At 71.6% G+C, this 20,661-nt stretch carries 19 protein-coding genes; 5 read left to right on the top strand and 14 right to left on the bottom strand.

Annotated features, from left to right (window positions below):
- Nucleotides 1-132: 132 nt before the first annotated feature.
- From STRBO_RS0105065 to STRBO_RS0105050, 4 genes are all read right to left on the bottom strand, one after another.
- Complete coding sequence (locus tag STRBO_RS0105065; RefSeq protein WP_005481139.1) at nt 133-1,257, bottom strand: GuaB3 family IMP dehydrogenase-related protein; 1,125 nt, start codon at nt 1,255-1,257, stop codon at nt 133-135.
- Nucleotides 1,258-1,372: 115 nt separating this feature from the next.
- Entirely contained in the window at nt 1,373-2,875 is a 1,503-nt protein-coding gene (gene guaB / locus STRBO_RS0105060; RefSeq protein ID WP_005481140.1) for an IMP dehydrogenase, read from the bottom strand.
- Nucleotides 2,876-3,051: 176 nt separating this feature from the next.
- Nucleotides 3,052-3,627, bottom strand: coding sequence for a sigma-70 family RNA polymerase sigma factor (locus STRBO_RS0105055; protein ID WP_005481141.1), 576 nt, complete (start codon nt 3,625-3,627; stop codon nt 3,052-3,054).
- Between the two features lie 268 nt (nt 3,628-3,895).
- Entirely contained in the window at nt 3,896-4,507 is a 612-nt protein-coding gene (locus STRBO_RS0105050; RefSeq protein ID WP_003948568.1) for a response regulator transcription factor, read from the bottom strand.
- Between the two features lie 392 nt (nt 4,508-4,899).
- Between STRBO_RS0105050 and STRBO_RS0105045 the strand changes: the two genes are divergently transcribed.
- Complete coding sequence (locus STRBO_RS0105045; RefSeq protein ID WP_005481142.1) at nt 4,900-5,235, top strand: WhiB family transcriptional regulator; 336 nt, start codon at nt 4,900-4,902, stop codon at nt 5,233-5,235.
- A gap of 71 nt (nt 5,236-5,306) precedes the next feature.
- On the opposite strand, the gene STRBO_RS0105040 is transcribed toward STRBO_RS0105045, so the two are convergent.
- On the bottom strand, nt 5,307-6,209 hold the full coding sequence (locus STRBO_RS0105040; protein WP_028796468.1) for a LysR family transcriptional regulator: 903 nt from the start codon (nt 6,207-6,209) through the stop codon (nt 5,307-5,309).
- 81 nt (nt 6,210-6,290) lie between these two features.
- On the opposite strand from STRBO_RS0105040, the gene STRBO_RS0105035 reads away from it, so the two are divergent.
- The 3 genes from STRBO_RS0105035 to STRBO_RS0105025 all read left to right on the top strand — a co-directional run bounded on the left by STRBO_RS0105035 (nt 6,291) and on the right by STRBO_RS0105025 (nt 8,693).
- Complete coding sequence (locus STRBO_RS0105035; RefSeq protein ID WP_028796467.1) at nt 6,291-6,956, top strand: MOSC domain-containing protein; 666 nt, start codon at nt 6,291-6,293, stop codon at nt 6,954-6,956.
- Between the two features lie 134 nt (nt 6,957-7,090).
- Complete coding sequence (locus STRBO_RS0105030) at nt 7,091-7,864, top strand: SDR family NAD(P)-dependent oxidoreductase (RefSeq protein WP_005481145.1); 774 nt, start codon at nt 7,091-7,093, stop codon at nt 7,862-7,864.
- Between the two features lie 121 nt (nt 7,865-7,985).
- Nucleotides 7,986-8,693: an ester cyclase gene (locus tag STRBO_RS0105025; protein WP_020113862.1), complete on the top strand. Its 708-nt coding sequence runs from the start codon at nt 7,986-7,988 to the stop codon at nt 8,691-8,693.
- A 116-nt stretch (nt 8,694-8,809) separates the two neighbouring features.
- Here the strand turns inward: STRBO_RS0105025 and groL are convergent, their stop codons facing one another.
- From groL to STRBO_RS0105005, 4 genes are all read right to left on the bottom strand, one after another.
- On the bottom strand, nt 8,810-10,435 hold the full coding sequence (gene groL / locus STRBO_RS0105020) for a chaperonin GroEL (protein ID WP_005481149.1): 1,626 nt from the start codon (nt 10,433-10,435) through the stop codon (nt 8,810-8,812).
- Nucleotides 10,436-10,546: 111 nt separating this feature from the next.
- Complete coding sequence (groES, locus tag STRBO_RS0105015; RefSeq protein ID WP_003998759.1) at nt 10,547-10,855, bottom strand: co-chaperone GroES; 309 nt, start codon at nt 10,853-10,855, stop codon at nt 10,547-10,549.
- Nucleotides 10,856-11,058: 203 nt separating this feature from the next.
- Entirely contained in the window at nt 11,059-12,015 is a 957-nt protein-coding gene (locus STRBO_RS0105010) for a polysaccharide deacetylase family protein (RefSeq protein ID WP_005481150.1), read from the bottom strand.
- A 317-nt stretch (nt 12,016-12,332) separates the two neighbouring features.
- Complete coding sequence (locus STRBO_RS0105005) at nt 12,333-13,340, bottom strand: polysaccharide deacetylase family protein (protein WP_005481151.1); 1,008 nt, start codon at nt 13,338-13,340, stop codon at nt 12,333-12,335.
- Between the two features lie 110 nt (nt 13,341-13,450).
- On the opposite strand from STRBO_RS0105005, the gene STRBO_RS0105000 reads away from it, so the two are divergent.
- Nucleotides 13,451-14,647 carry a class I SAM-dependent methyltransferase gene (locus tag STRBO_RS0105000; RefSeq protein WP_005481152.1) on the top strand — a complete coding sequence of 399 codons (1,197 nt, stop codon included), beginning with the start codon at nt 13,451-13,453 and terminating at the stop codon, nt 14,645-14,647.
- 54 nt (nt 14,648-14,701) lie between these two features.
- On the opposite strand, the gene STRBO_RS0104995 is transcribed toward STRBO_RS0105000, so the two are convergent.
- From STRBO_RS0104995 to STRBO_RS0104975, 5 genes are all read right to left on the bottom strand, one after another.
- Nucleotides 14,702-16,018, bottom strand: coding sequence for an RNA polymerase sigma factor (locus tag STRBO_RS0104995; protein WP_005481154.1), 1,317 nt, complete (start codon nt 16,016-16,018; stop codon nt 14,702-14,704).
- A 43-nt stretch (nt 16,019-16,061) separates the two neighbouring features.
- Nucleotides 16,062-16,418 carry a YciI family protein gene (locus STRBO_RS0104990; RefSeq protein ID WP_005481157.1) on the bottom strand — a complete coding sequence of 119 codons (357 nt, stop codon included), beginning with the start codon at nt 16,416-16,418 and terminating at the stop codon, nt 16,062-16,064.
- Between the two features lie 138 nt (nt 16,419-16,556).
- A complete protein-coding gene (locus STRBO_RS0104985; protein WP_005481159.1) occupies nt 16,557-17,645 on the bottom strand; it encodes an LCP family protein in 1,089 nt (362 codons plus the stop codon).
- A gap of 68 nt (nt 17,646-17,713) precedes the next feature.
- Nucleotides 17,714-19,096, bottom strand: coding sequence for a glycoside hydrolase family 10 protein (locus STRBO_RS0104980; protein ID WP_005481160.1), 1,383 nt, complete (start codon nt 19,094-19,096; stop codon nt 17,714-17,716).
- A gap of 418 nt (nt 19,097-19,514) precedes the next feature.
- Nucleotides 19,515-20,579: a LacI family DNA-binding transcriptional regulator gene (locus STRBO_RS0104975; RefSeq protein WP_005481165.1), complete on the bottom strand. Its 1,065-nt coding sequence runs from the start codon at nt 20,577-20,579 to the stop codon at nt 19,515-19,517.
- Nucleotides 20,580-20,661: the final 82 nt, after the last annotated feature.

Here is a 20,661-nt window from a genome sequence, read left to right as displayed (position 1 = left end):
TCCCCAACACCCCCACGCGCCCCCACCCCACAACTCGCGCCCCCACCACCCCACTTGGGCACACAAATGGGCCCGGTCACCCGAAGGCGACCGAGCCCCAAGAGCCCCGCTCAAGCCGAGCGCCGCGTCAGCTCACCGCATGTGCTGCGAGTCCGCCACCGTCACCTCGACGCGCTGGAACTCCTTCAGGTCGCTGTACCCGGTCGTGGCCATCGCCCGCCGCAGCGCTCCGAAGAGGTTCATGGAGCCGTCAGGGGTGTGCGAGGGTCCGGTGAGGACCTCCTCGATCGTGCCGACGGTCCCGAGGTCGACCTTCTTGCCGCGCGGCAGCTCCTCGTTCACCGCCTCCATGCCCCAGTGGTTGCCCTTGCCGGGCGCGTCCGTGGCGCGGGCCAGCGGGGAGCCCATCATCACGGCGTCCGCGCCGCAGGCGATCGCCTTCGGGATGTCGCCGGACCAGCCGACACCGCCGTCGGCGATGACGTGCACGTACCGGCCGCCGGACTCGTCCATGTAGTCGCGGCGGGCCGCGGCGACGTCGGCGACCGCCGTGGCCATCGGGACCCGGATGCCGAGCACGTTGCGCGTGGTGTGGGCCGCGCCGCCGCCGAAGCCGACGAGGACGCCGGCCGCGCCGGTGCGCATCAGGTGCAGGGCGGCCGTGTAGGTGGCGCAGCCGCCGACGATCACGGGGACGTCCAGCTCGTAGATGAACTGCTTCAGGTTCAGCGGCTCGTGCGAACCGGAGACGTGCTCCGCCGACACGGTCGTGCCGCGGATGACGAAGATGTCGACGCCCGCGTCCACGACGGCCTTGGAGAACTGGGCGGTGCGCTGCGGGGAGAGCGCGGCGGCGGTCACCACACCCGAGTCGCGCACCTCCTTGATGCGCTGCCCGATCAGCTCTTCCTTGATGGGAGCGGTGTAGATCTCCTGCAGACGGCGGGTCGCGGCCTCCTCGGGCAGGCCGGTGACCTCGTCGAGCAGCGGCTGCGGGTCCTCGTACCGCGTCCACAGACCTTCGAGGTTCAGGACGCCGAGGCCGCCCAGCTCGCCGATGCGGATCGCGGTGGCCGGGGAGACGACCGAGTCCATGGGAGCGGCCAGAAACGGCAGCTCGAAGCGGTAGGCGTCGATCTGCCAGGTGATCGAGACCTCCTTCGGGTCCCGCGTACGGCGGCTGGGGACGACGGCGATGTCGTCGAAGGCGTACGCCCGGCGGCCGCGCTTGCCGCGCCCGATCTCGATCTCAGTCACGTCTGTGGCCTTTCCCTGATGCGTTCAGCGTCTACCAGTATCGCCGACGGGCACGACGAGGGCGGCCCCGGATGCCCCGGGGCCGCCCTCGCGAAGCCTGGCGACTTTCGTACGGCTACTTACGGCTGTAGTTCGGCGCCTCGACCGTCATCTGGATGTCGTGCGGGTGGCTCTCCTTGAGGCCCGCGGAGGTGATCCGGACGAAGCGGCCCTTGGTCTCCATCTCCGCGATGGTGGCCGCGCCCACATAGCCCATGGTCTGGCGCAGACCGCCGACGAGCTGGTGCAGCACGTTGCCCAGCGGGCCGCGGTAGGGCACCTGGCCCTCGATGCCCTCGGGCACGAGCTTGTCGTCGGCGGCGACCTCGGCCTGGAAGTAGCGGTCCTTCGAGTACGACCTGCCCTGGCCGCGGGACTGCATCGCGCCGAGCGAGCCCATGCCCCGGTAGGACTTGAACTGCTTGCCGTTGATGAACTGCAGCTCGCCGGGCGACTCCTCGCAGCCCGCGAGGAGGCTGCCCAGCATGACGGTGTCGGCGCCGGCGGCGAGCGCCTTGCCGATGTCGCCGGAGTACTGCAGGCCGCCGTCGCCGATGAGCGGGACGCCGGCCGGGCGGGCGGCGAGCGAGGCTTCGTAGATGGCGGTGACCTGCGGGACACCGATACCGGCGACCACCCGGGTCGTACAGATCGAGCCGGGACCCACGCCGACCTTGATGCCGTCGACACCGGCGTCGATCAGTGCCTGGGCGCCGTCACGGGTGGCGACGTTGCCGCCGATCACGTCGACGGAGACGCTCGACTTGATCTTCGACATCCAGCTCAGGGCGTTGCTGTTGTGGCCGTGCGAGGTGTCGACGACCAGGAAGTCCACACCGGCCTCGGCGAGGGCCTGGGCACGCTCCAGCGCCTCGGGGCTGGCGCCCACGGCGGCACCGACGATCAGCCGGCCCTCGGAGTCCTTGGCGGCGTTCGGGTACTGCTCGGCCTTGACGAAGTCCTTGACCGTGATGAGGCCCTTGAGGATGCCCGCGTCGTCGACCAGGGGAAGCTTCTCGATCTTGTGGCGGCGCAGCAGCTCCATGGCGTCCGCGCCGGAGATGCCCACCTGGCCGGTGACCAGCGGCATCGGGGTCATGACCTCGCGCACCTGACGGGAGCGGTCGGTCTCGAAGGCCATGTCGCGGTTGGTGACGATGCCCAGCAGCTTCTTGTTGCCGTCGGTCACCGGCACACCGCTGATGCGGAACTTGGCGCACAGGGCGTCGGCCTCGCCGAGCGTGGCGTCCGGGTGCACGGTGATCGGGTCCGTGACCATGCCGGACTCGGAGCGCTTCACGAGGTCGACCTGGTTGACCTGGTCCTCGACGGAGAGGTTGCGGTGCAGTACGCCGACACCGCCCTGGCGGGCCATCGCGATCGCCATGCGGGACTCGGTGACCTTGTCCATCGCCGCCGAGAGCAGCGGGATGTTGACACGGACGTTGCGGGAGATGCGGGACGAGGTGTCGACCGCGTTGGGGAGCACCTCGGATGCGCCCGGCAGCAGCAGCACGTCGTCGTAGGTGAGCCCGAGGGTCGCGAATTTTCCGGGCACTCCGTCGACGTTGGCAGTCATGACACCTTCCCCAAATGGCCTTGATCGGTGCGGATGTCCATGCTAACGGGAAGCGTGGGGCACACATTCCACGGTACGAAGTGATACCGGGCTTCGTATGTTCGTACGGAGAATACGGAGAACGCACCCCGCGTGTTCAGGCGCGGACCACCGAGGAGCCCGTACGAGCTGTACTGCTACTGCTCGGCCAGCGCCCGGAGCCTGCTCAGCGCACGGTGCTGCGCCACCCGGACCGCGCCCGGTGACATGCCCAGCATCTGCCCGGTCTCCTCGGCCGTGAGCCCGACCGCGATCCGCAGCAGCAGCAGCTCCCGCTGGTTCTCGGGGAGATTGGCCAGGAGCTTCTTGGCCCACTCGGCATCGCTGCTGAGCAGGGCGCGCTCCTCGGGACCGAGCGAGTCGTCGGGGCGCTCGGGCATCTCGTCCGAGGGGACGGCCGTCGACCCGGGGTGCCGCATCGCGGCGCGCTGGAGGTCGGCGACCTTGTGGCCGGCGATGGCGAAGACGAACGCCTCGAACGGCCGGCCGGTGTCCTTGTAGCGCGGCAGCGCCAGGAGGACGGCGACGCAGACCTCCTGCGCCAGGTCCTCCACGAAGTGCCGCGCGTCACCCGGGAGCCGGGACAGACGGGTGCGACAGTAGCGCAGCGCCAAGGGGTGGACATGGGCGAGCAGATCGTGCGTGGCCTGCTCGTCCCCGTCGACGGCGCGATGCACGAGCGCACCGATCACTGTCGTCTCGTCGTCGCGCATCGGTCCATGGTGCCTTGCGGCCGTCCGGTCCGTGGCGCCGCGTCCATGGTTGTGCACCGAAGCGTTATGAGCAGGTGCGCCGGAATCCATCTCCTGCGCCCTCCCCTCCCGCTCGTTCGACTGCTCCCCGAGAAGCTCCACACCTCAAGGATGCGGCATCCGCGGCGAAACGAGCAGCGGGCACCCGCGCGACCCCGCTCACCTCGCGGTAAGCGCCCCCGCCCGCCGCATGGCAGGCGGGGTCTCCCGAACCCCCGTCGCGGCTCACCTAGCGAACCAGGCCCCAGCGGAAGCCGAGCGCCACCGCGTGCGCGCGGTCCGAGGCGCCGAGCTTCTTGAACAGGCGCCGGGCGTGGGTCTTGACGGTGTCCTCGGAGAGGAACAGCTCACGGCCGATCTCGGCGTTGGAGCGGCCGTGACTCATGCCCTCCAGCACCTGGATCTCACGCGCGGTGAGCGTGGGCGCGGCGCCCATCTCGGCGGAGCGCAGCCGACGCGGGGCGAGCCGCCAGGTCGGGTCGGCGAGGGCCTGCGTCACCGTGGCGCGCAGCTCGGCGCGGGAGGCATCCTTGTGCAGATAGCCCCGCGCCCCGGCGGCGACCGCGAGGGCCACGCCGTCCAGGTCCTCGGCGACGGTGAGCATGATGATGCGCGCCCCGGGGTCGGCGGACAGCAGCCGCCGTACGGTCTCGACGCCGCCCAGTCCGGGCATGCGTACGTCCATCAGAATCAGATCCGAGCGGTCGGCCCCCCAGCGGCGGAGGACTTCCTCGCCGTTGGCCGCCGTGGTCACGCGCTCGACGCCGGGCACAGTGGCCACCGCGCGGCGCAGCGCCTCTCGGGCGAGCGGGGAGTCGTCGCAGACGAGGACGGATGTCATGGCCGCCCTCCGCAGCTGATGCGCGTCACCTTGAGCCTCCAGGCTGGTACGAAATCGTCACCTGTGCGGTCGACACTCACGAGCGGACACGAACGCCTGCCCGAGCGCTTGTTCCTTCAACCGCCTCCGCCCGTCTCAACGACGGTCACTCGAAAGAGTTACGGGATGGCCGGCTACCTTCGGCACTCTACGTGAGGGCGCGCACACGGTGCAGACATGCACAACGGACCCTCAATGTTTCATCACAACGCATGCCCCATTCAGCCGTTTTTCTTCCCATTTCTTGGTGTCTGAGGCTAGATTCGCAATGAGTCATATTTTCATCTCCTTAGATAGTCGATGTACGGTCATGGGCAACATCTCCGCCCATAACGGCAACAAGGGGACACGTAATGGCAGATTTCTCCCGCCTTCCCGGACCGAACGCTGATCTGTGGGACTGGCAGCTCCTCGCGGCATGCCGCGGGGTCGACAGCTCACTCTTCTTCCACCCCGAAGGAGAACGCGGTGCGGCACGGAGTGCTCGTGAGAACTCGGCCAAGGAGGTCTGCATGCGATGCCCCGTCCGCGCCCAGTGCGCGGCCCACGCCCTCGCGGTGCGCGAGCCGTACGGCGTGTGGGGCGGGCTGACCGAGGACGAGCGCGAGGAACTCATGGGCAGGGCGCGCCACCGGCTGGTGACGGCGTCCGCGTCGGCGCCGGGGGGCGACACCGCCTCGGACGACTGAAGGAACGTTTCTCTAGGATCTCGACGGCCGTGGGACCGTCCGGCGCCACCGTCCGGCGCCACCGCGCGGCCTCAGCGCGCGGCCGCCCCGGCCAGCCGGTCCAGCGTCGCCGCGACCGTGGGCACCTGGGCCAGGTCCGGCAGGGTGAGTGCCACGATCTCCCGTCGCACCACCGGCTCGACCGACACCATCCGCACACCCTTGGGGCGCACGGACTCGATGGCCAGCTCCGGCAGGACGGCGACCCCGAGGCCCGCGCCCACCAGGCCGACCACCGCCGGGTAGTCGTCGGTCGCGAAATCGATGCGGGGCGTGAAACCCGCGCTCTCACAGACCCGCACCAGTTGTCCCCGGCAGCGCGGGCAGCCGGCGATCCAGGCCTCCCCGGCGAGTTCCCCGATGCCGATGGACCGCGTACGGGCCAGCCGGTGTCCCTGCGGTACGAGTCCCACGAGCCGGTCCGTGAGCAGGGGCCGGACGACCAGGTCGGCCCACTCCCCCTCCTCCGCGCCCGGCGCGCCCTCGTAGCGGAAGGCGAGCGCGATGTCGCAGTCGCCCTCGCGGAGCATCTCGACCGAGCGCGGCGGTTCCGCCTCCTCCAGGGAGACCCGGGTGCCGGGGTGGGCGGCGCGCAGAGCGGCCAGGGCCGTGGGGACGAGGGTGGAGCTGCCGCTGGGGAAGGAGACCAGGCGGACCCGGCCGGCGCGCAGTCCGGCGATGGCCGCGACCTCCTCCTCGGCCGCCGTGAGCCCGGCGAGGATGCCGGCCGCGTGCCGCACCAGGGCCTCGCCCGCCTGGGTCAGCCGTGTCTCGCGGCCGCTGCGCACGAGCAGCGGTGTGCCGACGGAGGATTCGAGCGCCTTCATCTGCTGGCTGACGGCGGGCTGGGTGCAGCCGAGTTCGCGTCCGGCGGCCGAGAAGGAGCCGGTGGCGGCGACGGCGCGCAGAACACGGAGATGACGGGCCTCGATCACGGGAGTGAGCATAAGGGGAGCTTGGGCGAGGTGCCGAATATTGCGTCGACGCTTTGATGTCCCTCCGCCTACCGTGCCCGTATGAAGCTTCTGTCACTGAATGTGGGGCGTCCCAAGGCCGTCGACGTCCCGGAGGAGTCGAAGCGCGTCACGGGCATCGACAAGCGGCCGGTGGACGGGCCGGTGCGGGTGGCGGCGCCCGGGCCGAAGGGGGTCGGCGCCAGCGGCGTGGCCGGGGACGCGGTGTGCAACACCGAGCATCACGGCGGCGACGACCAGGCCGTGTACGCGTTCGCCCGCGAGGACCTGGACGGCTGGGAGCGCGAACTGGGCCGCACCCTGCCGAGCGGAGTCTTCGGCGAGAACCTCACCACCGAGGGGCTCGACGTCTCCGGCGCCCTCGTCGGCGAACGCTGGCGGATCGGTCCCGAGCTGGTCCTGGAGGTCACGTGCGGCCGTGTCCCCTGCCTCAACTTCCAGCGGCACCTGGGCGAGCGGGGGTGGGTCAAGCGCTTCACCCGGCAGGGCGCGCCCGGCGCGTATCTCCGGGTGATCGAGCCCGGCGAGATCCGGGCGGGGGACCCCATCGAGATCGTCCACCGGCCCGCCCACGACGTCACCGTGAACCTCGCCTTCCGGGCCACGATGGGCGAACGCGAGCTGCTGCCGCGGCTGTTGGCGGCGGGCGAGGCGCTGCATCCCGAGCTGCTGGAGATGGCGCGCGAGCACGTGGCGAGGCAGGGGTGACGGGCCGGTGGGCGGTGCGGTGTCCGTGAAGGCGTCCGGCCGGTGCGGGTGTTCCGCGTGACAGCGGCGCGTACGCCGCCGAACGGGGGGTGGAGCGAACGGACCCGCACAGTTCCGGTCACTACGCTTGCGCCATGACAACGGCTCTGATTACGGGATCGACCGCGGGGATCGGTGCCGCGTTCGCGCGGCGCCTGGCGGCGGACGGGCACAACCTGGTGCTGGTGGCGCGTGACACCAAGCGGCTGCGGGAACAGGCGACCGAACTGCACGACCGGCACGGCATCGAGGCGGAGGTGCTGACGGCGGACCTCGCGACGGACGACGACATCGAGACGGTGGCGCGGCGGCTGTCGGACCGCAAGAACCCGGTCGACCTGCTGATCAACAACGCCGGCTTCGGCAACAAGGGCCGCTATCTCGACGTCTCCATGGCCGACGAGCTGAGAATGCTGAAGGTCCACTGCGAGGCGGTCCTGCGTCTCACCTCGGCGGCCGGCGAGGCCATGCGCGAGCGGGGCCGGGGTGGCGTGGTGAACGTGGCGTCGGTCGCCGCGTTCGTGCCGCGGGGCACGTACGGGGCGTCGAAGGCGTGGGTCGTGCAGTTCACGCAGGGCGCGGCGAAGGACCTGGCCGGCACCGGGGTCCGGCTGATGGCCCTGTGCCCCGGCTTCGTGCGCACGGAGTTCCACGACCGGGCCGGCATGGGCACCGACAGCATTCCGTCCTGGATGTGGCTGGACGCCGACAAGCTGGTCACCGCCGCCCTCGCCGATCTGTCCCGGGGCCGGACCGTCTCCATCCCCGACCCGCGCTACAAGGTCCTGATGGGTGTGGTGAAGGTGGTGCCGCGGGGGCTGCTGGGCGGGATCAGCTCGAAGACGGGGCGGAAGTACGGGCCGCAGTAGCGCAGGACGGCTCCGGGCCGCGGTGGCGGCGGGCCTCGGCGGCGTCCGGGGGTGAGAGACGGCGGGTGCCGGGGGACAATGGAGCTGTTCACCCGGACGCAGGGGGGCCGGAGGCGGTCTCATGACATTCGTGCAGCTCATCGACTGCAGGACCAGCCGGTTCGACGAGATGAACCGGCTGATGGACACATGGGTCGAGCAGACCAAGGGCAAGCGGACGGCGACGCACAGCGTGATCGGGAAGGATCGGTCGGACGGGTCGCACTTCGTGGAGATCGTGGAGTTCCCGTCGTACGAGGAGGCGATGCGGAACTCCGGGCTGCCGGAGACGGAGCGGATCTTCCAGGAGATGGTGGCGCTGTGCGAGGAGATGCCCACGTTCACGGATCTGGACGTGGTGCGTGACGAGCAGCTGTACGCGGAGACGGCCCGGCGGTTCCTCTCGGCCATCGCCGCCGAGGGCGAACTGCCGCCGCTCGACGGTCTGCTCGTCGAGGACTACCACGACCATGTTCCCTCGGAGGAGCCGGACGCCATCGGGATGGACGCGTTCCGGCGGACCGTCGAGGAGTGGCGGCGCGGGTTCGACTTCGCGTTCACCGTGGAGGACCAGATCGCCCAGGGCGACCGGGTGTGCACACGGTGGACCTGGAACGCGACCCACAAGGGGGACTTCCTCGGGATCCCGGCCAGCGGCAGGGCGGTGCGGATGACGGGGACGATCGTGCACCGGTGCGCTTCCGACGGGAAGATCAGCGAGGGGTGGTGGGAGTACGACCGGCTCGGGCTGATGGGGCAGTTGGGCGCGCTCGACGACCTGGAGAAGTAGGCGCGGCGACCTGAGCGGACGGAGCGGAACGGGCTGCGACGCGGTGAGGCCCGGCACCCCCTCGCGCGGGGGTGCCGGGCCTCATCTGTGGCGGTGGCCCGCCGACGTGGCTGACGTCAGTGGGAGTGGCCGTGGCCGCCGTGGCCCGCGTCGGCCGGCTCCTCTTCCTTCTTCTCGACGACCAGGGTCTCGGTCGTCAGGAGGAGGGAGGCGATGGAGGCGGCGTTCTCCAGGGCGGAGCGGGTGACCTTGACCGGGTCGATGACGCCCTGCTTGACCAGGTCGCCGTACTCGCCGGTGGCGGCGTTGAAGCCCTGGCCCTTGTCCAGCTCGGCGACCTTGGAGGTGATGACGTAGCCCTCCAGGCCGGCGTTCTCCGCGATCCAGCGCAGCGGCTCGACGGCGGCCTTGCGGACGACGGCGACACCGGTGGCCTCGTCGCCGGTCTTGCCGAGGTTGCCCTCCAGCACCTTCACGGCGTGGACGAGCGCGGAGCCACCACCGGAGACGATGCCCTCCTCGACCGCGGCGCGGGTCGCGGAGATGGCGTCCTCCAGACGGTGCTTCTTCTCCTTCAGCTCCACCTCGGTGGCGGCGCCGACCTTGATCACGCACACGCCGCCGGCCAGCTTCGCGAGGCGCTCCTGGAGCTTCTCGCGGTCCCAGTCGGAGTCGGTGTTCTCGATCTCGGCCTTGATCTGGGCGATGCGGCCCTGCACGGCGCCGGAGTCACCGGCACCGTCGACGATCGTGGTGTCGTCCTTGGTGACGGTGACGCGGCGGGCGGAGCCGAGCACGTCCAGGCCGACCTGGTCGAGCTTGAGGCCGACCTCCTCGGAGATGACCTCGGCGCCGGTCAGCGTGGCCATGTCCTGCAGCATCGCCTTGCGACGGTCGCCGAAGCCGGGGGCCTTGACGGCGACCGCGTTGAAGGTGCCGCGGATCTTGTTCACGACCAGGGTCGACAGGGCCTCGCCCTCGACGTCCTCGGCGATGATCAGCAGCGGGCGCGAGGCGTTGGACTGGATGACCTTCTCCAGCAGGGGCAGCAGGTCGGCGATGGCGCCGATCTTGCCCTGGTGGATGAGGATGTACGGGTCGTCGAGGACGGCCTCCATACGCTCCTGGTCGGTGACGAAGTACGGGGAGAGGTAGCCCTTGTCGAAGGCCATGCCCTCGGTGAAGTCCAGCTCCAGACCGAAGGTGTTGGACTCCTCGACGGTGATGACACCGTCCTTGCCGACCTTGTCCATCGCCTCGGCGATGAGCTCGCCGACCTGGCTGTCCTGGGCGGACAGACCGGCGACGGCGGCGATGTCGGACTTCTCGTCGATCGGTCGGGCGGTCGCGAGGAGTTCCTCGGACACGGCCTTGACCGCGGCGTCGATGCCCTTCTTCAGGGAGGCCGGGGAGGCACCCGCGGCGACGTTGCGCAGGCCCTCGCGGACGAGCGCCTGGGCCAGCACGGTGGCGGTGGTCGTACCGTCGCCCGCTACGTCGTTGGTCTTGGTCGCCACCTCCTTCACCAGCTGGACGCCGAGGTTCTCGTACGGGTCCTCGACCTCGACCTCGCGGGCGATGGTCACACCGTCGTTGGTGATGGTGGGGGCGCCGAACTTCTTGTCGATGACGACGTTGCGGCCCTTGGGGCCGATCGTCACCTTGACCGTGTCGGCAAGCTTGTTGACGCCGCGCTCGAGGGCGCGACGGGCGTCCTCGTCGAACTTCAGGATCTTCGCCATGGGAGCGGTTCAGCCCTCTCGGAAAACGTGGGTGAAACGAACTGCGCCCCGGGCGCCCGGCTGATTATGGTCGGGGGGCCAGGGGCGCAGCTCAGAAAAACGATGGGTGAATTACTTCTCGATGATCGCGAGCACGTCGCGAGCCGAGAGGACGAGGTACTCCTCGCCGTTGTACTTCACCTCGGTGCCGCCGTACTTGCTGTACAGCACGATGTCGCCGGTCTTGACGTCGAGCGGCAGGCGCTCGCCGTTCTCGAAGCGGCCCGGGCCCACGGCCAGGACGACGCCCTCCTGGGGCTTCTCCTTGGCCGTGTCCGGGATGACCAGGCCAGAGGCCGTGGTCTGCTCGGCGTCGAGCGGCTGGACCACAATGCGGTCCTCGAGCGGCTTGATGGCAACCTTGGAGCTGGTGGTCGTCACGATCCGACCTCCCCCTTCGGAGATTACGGGGTTAACTGTCTGAGGTGGCGACCAGGTGGATCCGTCGTCGCGGGTGCCGGACCTGCCCGTCGCTAGTTGGCACTCTCCAGGGGGGAGTGCCAGACCTGAGACTATGACCGCGATTAGCACTCGGTCAAGCGGACTGCTAATCGAGTGGGTCGCGGCGGGTCGGCGAGGGTGCCTCAGAGGTAGTCCTCCAGACGTCCGACCGTCAGGCCCTGGGCCTGGATCCGGCGCAGCAGCCGTGCCGTCATCTCCGTGAGGGTGGCGCCCCGGAGCTGGTCCGGGCCCCGGAACTGGGCCAGGACGATGTCGCCCGGGCGCAGGCGGTCGCCGACGGCGTAGCGGAGGTCGTTGATCTGCATGGACGCCCGCCACAGGACGACGGCCGCGATGCCGCAGTCGGCGGCGGCGCGGAGCGTGGTGGCGTCGTGGACGCCGTAGGGCGGCCGGAAGAGGGTCGGCCGGGCGCCGAAGCGCTGCCTGAGCTTGTGCTGCTGGCCGCAGATCTCGGCGCGCTGTCCGGCGTACGGCAGGCCGCGCAGGGCGGTGTGGTCGAGGGTGTGGTTCTGCACGGTCGCCCCGACGGCCCGCAGCCGCGCGAAGTGGCCGTATCCCGGCCCCACGACACTGTCCGTCAGGAACATGCTCACCGGCAGCCGCAGCTCGCGGACCATGTCGACGAACGCCGGGTCCTTCTCGGCCCCGTCGTCGTAGGTCAGGAAGACCACCTTGTCCCGGGTCGGCACCCGGTCGACGACGGGCGGCAGCCCCGGGCCCGCCGCGCGGAGCCGGGAAGGCCGGTCGGGACGCGCGGGCGGCGGAGCGAGGGGGGCGGTGAGGCCCCAGCGGCGGTACGGGGGCGTCTGCCCGGGAGCGTGGGAGGCGGCCGGGATGCGGGGCGACGCGCCGTCCGCGCGGGGGCGGGGAGGGGCCGGGACCGGGGCACGGCCGTCCGGGGACGCGGTGGCCGAGGCCGGTGTCCGGACGGCCGCCGGGGCGGAGGGCGGGCTCGTCCCCCGCGTCGGCAGGCGGCCGTTCGCCGTCGCTTCGGCTCCGGGCCCCTCGTCACGGGCCGCGGGGTCGACGGGACGGGCCGCGCATCCGGCGAGGAGCAGGGCGGCGAGGGCCAGGAGCACGGAGAGGGCGGCCAGGGCGCGGGCGACCGGCGCACGGGGTGCCGCCGCGCACGCCGGTAGGGCCCCGCGCGCTCGCCCCTCCCGGCGTGCCTCCCGCGCCGCACGCGTCCGGCGCCCTCCCTGCCCCGCGAGGACCCCCGAGGTCTCACCGCCGGCGCCCCCTCCCGCCGCGCCCCCGCTCCACGCCGGTCGCGCCACCCGCGCCCCGCGATTCCCCCGCCCCACACGGTTCTCCGAGGCATCACGCGCGGCCTCCCCTCCCGCCGCGCCCCCGCTCCACGCCCGGCGCCCTCCCCTCCGATGCCGTCCGGCGCCCCTCACAGGTAGTCCTCCAGCCTCGCAACCGCGTAGCCCTCGGCGGTGACCAGGTTCAGGAAGCGGCGCATCATGTCGGGCATGGTGCCGTTCCAGTCGGACCTGCCCCGGAAGTGGGTGAGGACGATGTCGCCGGGGCGGAGCTCGCGGTCCGCTTCGCGGTAGTCCCAGCGGTCGACGAAGACCTCCTCGTTCCAGAGGGGGACGGCCTCGATGCCGCAGGACCCGGCGGCGCGGAGGGTGTCCCGGTCGTAGCTGCCGTACGGCGGCCGGAACAGCGTGGGCCGCTTGCCGTACCGCTTCTCGATCACGTCCTGTATGCCGCAGATCTCGCGCTTCTGGGCGGCGTAGGAGAGGGCGGGCAGGTGGCGGTGGTGGAGGGTGTGGTTGTCGAGGGCGACGCCCCGGTCCCGCATCCGCGCGAAGTAGCCGTAGTCCTCCTTGATCAGGTAGTCGCTGAGGAAGGCGGTGTACGGGATGCGCAGTTCGCTCGTCATCCGCAGGAACTCGGGGTCCTTCTCGGCGCCGTCGTCGATCGTGAGGAAGAGAACCTTGTCGCGGGTGGGGACGGTCGTGAGGACCGGGGGGAGACCGTCCTCCTCGTGGCCGTCGACCTCGAACCCCTCGCGCGTCCTGAGCACCGGCTTGCGGACCGGGGGCGCCGGCGCGAGCAGGGGGACCTCGGCCAGTCCCCAGCGTTTCGCGGCGGCGACCCGCGCGGCGTGCGCCCGGCGCAGCTTCCCGGCGTACGCGTCGAGGGCACGGGCGCCCGGCGCCTCGAAGGGCCGCTGCCCGCGCTCCTGGCCATGGGCGGGCCCCGCGGTGTCCCACCACCCGGCCGGGTCCCCCTCCGGACCCTCCTGCGAGCCACCCCCGGCGCACCCCGACACGATGACCGCGGCGGCGAGCACGGCGATGCCGCCCCGGACCCCGCCGCTCCCCCTCGCCGCCCCCTTCCAGAAACTCGCCCGCTTCGCACTCTTTACATCATTTTGTCGTACGAGTCGCATGGCGCCGCATCCTCGCAGGACGGCCCCTTCCCACGGCCCCGACACCGCCAACCGGTCCCCACCATCCACCGACTGGCCCACGCCCCCTCCCCCTGACCGACAATGGCCCGGTGAACGACCTGGACCCCGCCGCCTTCCTCGCCCCCCTCCTCACCCCCGAGGGCCGTGCCCTCCTCGACGAGGTGCGCGACACCGAACCGGCGCGGGAGCTGGCCGTGGCGACCCGGCTGCGCCGTGACCACCCGGCGGCGCTCGTGTCGGCGGCCCTTGCCCAGGCACGGCTGCGGCAGCGGGCGGCCGTGAAGTTCGGCGCGGCGGACGCGGGGCGGATGTTCTTCACGCCGAACGGCGTCGAGCAGTCCACCAGGACCACCGTGGCGACCTACCGGGCCGAGTGCTTCCGGGCGCTCGGCGTGCGCTCGGTCGCCGATCTGTGCTGCGGCATCGGCGGGGACGCGATCGCCCTGGCACGCGCCGGGATCCGGGTCCTGGCCGTCGACCGCGATCCGCTGACGGCGGCGGTCGCCCGCGCCAATGCCGACGCCCTCGGCCTCGCCGAGCTGATCGAGGTGCGCGAGGCGGATGTGACGGAGGTGGACACCGCCGGGTACGACGCCGTGTTCGTCGACCCTGCCCGGCGTTCGTCCAGGCGCGGCCGGATCTTCGACCCGGAGGCCTACTCCCCGCCCCTGTCCTGGGCCGTGGCGGCCGCGCTCAGGGCCCCGCTGGGCGCGCTGAAGATCGCGCCCGGCATCCCGCACGAGGCGATCCCCCCGGCCGCCGAGGCCGAGTGGATCTCGGACGGCGGTGATGTGAAGGAGGCCGTGCTCTGGTTCCGTGCGGACGGCACACCGGGGGCGCGGCGCGCGATGCTGCTGCCCTCGGAGGCCGGTATCCGCGCCTCCCCCGACACGATGCTGCCCGACCCCCCGGTCCGTCCGGTCGGCCGGTACCTGTACGAGCCGGACGGCGCCGTCATCCGCGCCCACCTGGTCGCCGAGGTCGCGCGGGACCTCGGGGGCGGGCTGATCGACCCCACGATCGCCTACGTCACCGCCGACGAGCACCACGTCACCCCGTATGCCACCGCCTACGAGATCACCGACCGGCTCCCCTTCGGCGTGAAGAAGCTGAAGGCCCTGCTGCGGGAGCGCGAGGTCGGCGTCCTGACGGTGAAGAAGCGGGGGTCGGCCGTCGAGCCGGAGGAACTGCGCAAGATGGTCAAGCCGCGGGGACGCAACTCGGCGACGGTCTTCCTGACCCGGGTCGCGGGAGCGCCGACGATGCTGATCGGCCACCCCGCCTGACCCCCGCGCACCCCGGGCGACCCTCCTCGGGCGACCCATCTCGGGCGACTCCCCTCACGCGCCCTCCTCCGCCCGCGCCAGCAGCAACGCCCGCTCCCGCTCGTTGCGCGCCAGCCCGGCCGCCCGTGCGAACTCGGCGCGCGCCTCCTCCGTGCGGCCGAGCCGCCGCAGCAGATCCCCGCGCACGCTGGGCAGCAGGTGGTAGTCGCGCAGCACGGGTTCGGCGGCGAGACCGTCCACGATCTCCAGGGCGGGGCCGGGGCCCTCGGCCATGGAGACGGCCACCGCGCGGTTCAGCTCCACCACGGGGGACGGGGCGCGGGCGGCCAGCAGGGCGTACAGGATGGCGATCTTCGGCCAGTCCGTCTCCGCGTAGGTGTACGCCTGGGCGTGGCAGGCGGCGATGGCGGCCTGGAGGGCGTACGGACCCGGCGCGCCCGGCGCGGCGGCGGTGGCGCGGCCCAGGGCGGTGAAGCCCCGGGCGATGAGCGGGCGGTTCCAGCGGCGGCGGTCCTGGTCGGCGAGCAGGACCGGCGCCCCGGAGGGTCCCGTGCGGGCGGCGGCCCGTGACGCCTGGAGCTCCAGCAGCGCGGCGAGGCCGTGCACCTCGGGTTCCTTGGGCATCAACTGGGCCAGCACGCGGGCCAGTCGGAGGGCGTCCTCGCACAGGGCCGGGCGCAGCAGGTCGTCGCCGGCGGTGGCCGCGTACCCCTCGTTGAAGATCAGGTAGATGACCTCCAGCACGGAGTCGAGGCGGGCCTCGCGGTCGGGGCCGTACGGCACTTCGAAGGCGATGTTGCGCGTGGCCAGGGTGCGCTTGGCGCGGACGACGCGCTGGGCGATCGTCGGCTCGGGGACCAGGAAGGCTCGGGCGATCTCGGGCGTGGTCAGGCCGCCGAGGAGGCGGAGGGTGAGGGCGATGCGGGCCTCGGCGGAGAGCACGGGGTGGCAGGTCGTGAAGACGAGGCGGAGCAGGTCGTCGTCGATGTCGTCCGGGTCGGACGGCCGGTCGAGGTACGGTCCCGCCGCCTCCTGGTCCCGGCCCACCTCGGCGAGCTTGCGCGCGTACCGCTCCCGGCGGCGCACGAGGTCGATCGCCCGGTGCTTGGCGGTGGCCGTCAGCCACGCGCCGGGATTGTCGGGCACACCGTCGCGCGGCCACTGCTCCAGGGCCGCGACCAACGCGTCCTGTGCCAGTTCCTCCGCGATCCCGACGTCCCGCACGATGCGCGTGACCCCGGCGATGAGCCGGGGCGACTCCATGCGGAAGACGGTCTCGATGGCGACGCGGGGGTCGGGGGCGGGACCGGACGCGGGACCGGACGCGGGACCGGACGCGGGACCGGACGCGGCGGTGGGCTGTGAGGTCACAGCCCACCATCAGACACCCGGACGGCGCCCCGGCCAAGCGGGCTCAGGCCTCCATGATCTCCCGCACCTCGCAGGTGACCGTCCAGTGCTCCTCGTGCACCTTCAGGAACCGCTTGGTCCACTCGATCGCCTCGGCCATGTCCTTGGCCTGGACGATCGCGTACCCGCCCACGACCTCCTTGGACTCGGTGAACGGCCCGTCGGTGACGGAGAGCTTCCCGCTCTCCCAGTGCACCCGCGTGCCCTGCGCGGTCGGGGACAGACCCGCGGTGTCCAGCAGCACCCCGGCCTTGGTCATCTCCTCGATCAGGTCCCCCATGCGCTGCATCAGCTCGGGGCTCGGGCCCTCGGCGGGGGCGGTCGTCTCGTCGATCCGGACCATCGACAGATAGCGCGGCATGGTGACTCCAGGTGCGTCGGCGGCCGGGGCTTCTCCCCGACTCTCACCCATGCGTCGAACGGTCGCACCCCGGATCGACACGACCGCCGGAATTTCCCGGAGAAGTTTGTTCGCCGCGCTCGGGCCGCGCTCAGGCCGCTACTTCAGCGACTCCCACAGCTTGCCCGCGTCCGGCTCCCGCGCCACCACCCGGTTGCCGTCGTAGGGGGCCGGCGCGACCGGCATCATCACGGTCGTGGTGGCGGCGGAGGACAGTCCCTTGAGGCTCTGGCCGAGGCGCACCAGCTCCGTGAGCGAGTCGAGGCCGGTGTCCGTCGTCAGGCTCGCGGTGACCGCGTCGGCGGCCCGGTAGAGCCGGGCGGGGTTCGTCAGGAGGTCGGTCGAGGAGATCTGGTCCAGCAGGGCCTTCACCAGCATCTGCTGGAGGCCGATACGGCCGAGGTCGCTGCCGTCGCCGATGCCGTGGCGGGTGCGGGCGAGGGCGAGGGCCTGCTCGCCGTCGAGATGGTGGGTGCCGGCGGCCAGCTCCAGGTGGCTGTCCTCGTCGTCGATGTCCTCGTCCGTCGTGACGGTGACCCCGCCGAGGGCGTCGACGAGCTTCGCGAAGCCGGCGAAGTCGATCTCCATGTAGTGGTCCATGCGGACGTCCGTCATCGACTCGACGGTCTTGACCGCGCAGACCGGGCCGCCGACCGCGTACGCGCTGTTGAACATCACGTGGGACGCCACCGCCATCGAACCGCCCGACTCCAGCGGGCAGGACGGGCGGGTGACCAGGGTGTCGCGGGGGATGCTGACGACGGTCGCCCCGGTGCGGCCCTCGTCGATGTGGACGACCATCGCCGTGTCCGAGCGGGCGCCCGCGCCCTCGTCGCCGCCGCCGAGCGCGGCGTTCTCCTTGCCGCTGCGGGAGTCGGAGCCGAGGACGAGGATGTTCAGCGCGCCGCTCGGCAGGGGCTCGGCAGCGGTGGCCGACGCCTCGGGTGACGCCGTCGGTCCGATCCTCGCGGGACGGTCGTCGCCGAGCGCGCTGTTGATGTCGACGCCGGTGATGTTGTCGTTGAGCCGCCAGAACGCCCAGCCGGCCCCGCTCGCACCGAGGACGAGGACGCCGGCGAGGGCGAGACCGGCGAACCTCAGCCGGCGCCGCCGTCTGACCGCGTCCCCGCCGTTCTCGTCCCCGCCGTCCTCGGTTCCGCGCTCGTTTCCTTCACCAGTCACACACATGAACGTACGTCCGAATTGTTACGGCGAGAAACTACCCGCCGCTTTTCCTTCGGAAATTCTCAGATTTCTCAGCCCAGGGTCACGGTCGGCACCGGATTGGTGCCGCTCCAGGTGCCGTTGAAGCCGAAGCTCACCGAACCGCCGCTCGGTACGCCGCCGTTCCAGGAGGCGTTGGAGCAGCTGACGGCCGCGCCGGTCTGGGTGCAGATCGCGTTCCAGGCCTGGGAGAGCTGTTGTCCGGCCCCGAAGGTCCAGTTGAGCCGCCAGGAGGAGAGCGAGGAGCCGGCGGCGCAGCGGATCGTCACGTTGCCGGTGAAGCCGGTGCTCCACTGGTTGGCGACCGTGTACGCCGCCGAGCAGCCGGCCGGGACTGGGGGCTCGGTCACCGTGCCGCCGAGCGCCGTCACGATGCCCTGGTAGGCGGGTTTCGGTGCGTAGTTCTCGTCGTACGGGGTCGCCGCGCCCTCTCCGGGGAAGGTGTCCGGGATCCAGGAGTCGGAGTCGGTGAAGCCCCAGACGGTGAGGGCGGTGCAGCGGGTCACGGCCACACAGGCCTTCACCACGGTCTCGTACTCGGTGCGCTGCTGGGCCAGCTTGGCCTGGGTGGCCGGGAGTTGCATGCGGATGTCGAGTTCCGTGATGGCCACGTCCACGCCCAGGTCGGCGAAGCGCTGGATGTTCTGCTGGAGGGTGGCGGGGACCTGGCCGAGGATCAGGTGGGCCTGGAGACCGACGCCGTCGATGGGGACGCCGCGTGCCTTCAGGTCCCGGACCAGGTTGTAGAGGGCCGTGCTCTTCGCGTTGACGCCCTCGACGTTGTAGTCGTTGATGTAGAGCTTGGCGGCCGGGTCGGCGGCGCGGGCGGCGGTGAGGGCCTGGGCGATGTAGTCGGTGCCGAGGCCGTCGTACCAGAGGGTCTGGCGGTAGGTGCCGTCCTCGTTGAAGGGCTCGTTCACCACGTCCCAGGCGGCGAGGCGGCCCTTGTAGCGGCCGACCTCCAGGGCGATGTGGTCCTTCATCAGCTGGCCGAGCTGTGCGGGTGTCCAGGTGCCGTTCGCCAGCCAGTTCGGGTTCTGGTTGTGCCAGACCAGGGTGTGGCCGCGTACGTCCTGGTCGTGGGCTTCGGCGAAGTCGACGATCCGGTCGGCCTCGGTCCAGTCGAAGTTGCCCCGGGTGGGCTCCACCGAGGCCCATTTCATGGCGTTGCCGGGGGTGAGCCAGTTGAACTCCCGGGCCGCGATCTCGCCGTAGGTGCCGGTGAGCTTGGAGCCGGTCACCGCGGTGCCGATGCCCTTGCCCTTGGCGGCGGCGAGGTCCCGCAGGGACGGGTCGGCGGCGTGGGCGGTGGGGGCGGTGGTGAGCAGGGCGGCGGCGGTGAGAGCGGTGAGGCTGGTGAGCAGGGCGGTGAGACGGGCGCGCAGGGGGGTTCTGGGGGTATGGGGGGTTCTCATTGCGGGTGCCTCCGAAAGTTTCGGTTGTGCATCCGATTGACTGCGGAGGAGTGTGGAGCGGGTTGCGTCACTCGTCAATACATCAACTTCCGGCCAGGACGCTTTGCGCGTCGCCGGGGGCGGGGTGGGCGTGTGCCGGGTGCGGGGCGTGGTCGGGTGCCGCGTCGTTGTGGCTTGTCGCGCCGTTCCCCGCGCCCCTGAGAAGCCGCTCGCGCGGCAAACGGGGTCGCGTCTGCCCGATCGGGTTCGTGGCCGGGTGCCGCGTCGTTGTGGCTTGTCGCGCCGTTCCCCGCGCCCCTGGAGGCCGCTTGCGCGGCGGCGGGTGCGCGTCTGCCACATCAGGTTCTCCGTCGTGGCTGATCTCGTAGTTCCCCGCGCCCCCAGAAAGTCGCTCGTCGCGCCGTTCCCCGCGCCCCCTTCAGGGTGCCGGTGGTGGTGCTGCCGTGCTGCTTCGTATGACCAGGCTTGTTGCCAGTTCGACCCGGGTCGCTGTGGACGAGGTGTCCTGCCGGCCCAGGTCCAGGACCAGGCGGGCGGCTGCTTCGGCCATCTTCATCAGGGGCTGGCGGACCGTCGTCAGAGGAGGGCCCACCCAGCGGGCGACCGGGAGGTCGTCGAAGCCGACCACGCTGAGGTCCTCCGGGATGCGCAGGCCCAGTTCGCGGGCGGCCTCGTAGAGGCCGAGGGCCTGAAGGTCGTTGCCGGCGAAGACGGCCGTGGGGCGGTCGGGGCGGCGCAGCAGGTCCAGGCCCAGCCGGTAGCCGGTCTCGTGATGGAAGTCCCCGGCCTTGATGAGATCCGCGGCGACCGGCAGCCCGGCGGTCTCCAGCGCGGCCCGGTAGCCGTCGACCCGGGCGCGGCTGCACATCATCCGTGAGGGCCCGCTGATGGCACCGATGCGCCGGTGGCCGAGTTCGATCAGATGGCGCGTGGCGGCGAGGCCGCCCTGCCAGTTCGTGGCGCCGATCGAGGGCACGTCGTCGCCGGGGTCGCCCGCCGGGTCCATCACCACGAACGGGATGGAGCGGCTGGTCAGCAGCGCCCGCTGGGACTCGTCGAGCCCGGACAGCACGAGGACGACCCCGTGCGGGCGGCGCGCGGCGACCTGGTCGGCCCAGGTGCGGCCGGGGGTGAGACGGCCCGCGCTCTCGGAGAGGACCACGCTCAGGCCCTCCTCCCGCGCGATGTTCTCGACGCCCCGGATGACCTCCATCGCCCACGCGCTCTCCAGCTCGTGGAAGACCAGGTCGATGAGGGGGGACCGGCTCGCCTCGGCACGCCGGCGGCGGTAGCCGTACTCGCGCAGCAGCTCCTCGACGCGGGTGCGGGTCGCGGGCGCGACGTCCGCGCGGCCGTTGAGCACCTTCGAAACAGTCGGAGCCGAGACGCCGGCCTGCCGGGCGATCTCGGCGAGCGTCGCGGTCTGCGTGGACTGGGACGCACGCGCTCTTGTCTGGATTTCCTCAGGCTTCGCGGGCTTCATGAGCGGGATCGTATCCCTGCGCGACCTCTTGACGAACCCTTTCGACGGCCATACGTTCCCGGAACATTCGAAGTACCAGCCG

It is taken from the genome of Streptomyces bottropensis ATCC 25435, assembly GCF_000383595.1.
Lineage (GTDB): Bacteria > Actinomycetota > Actinomycetes > Streptomycetales > Streptomycetaceae > Streptomyces > Streptomyces bottropensis.
This window is presented reverse-complemented; position numbering and strand designations above follow the sequence as displayed.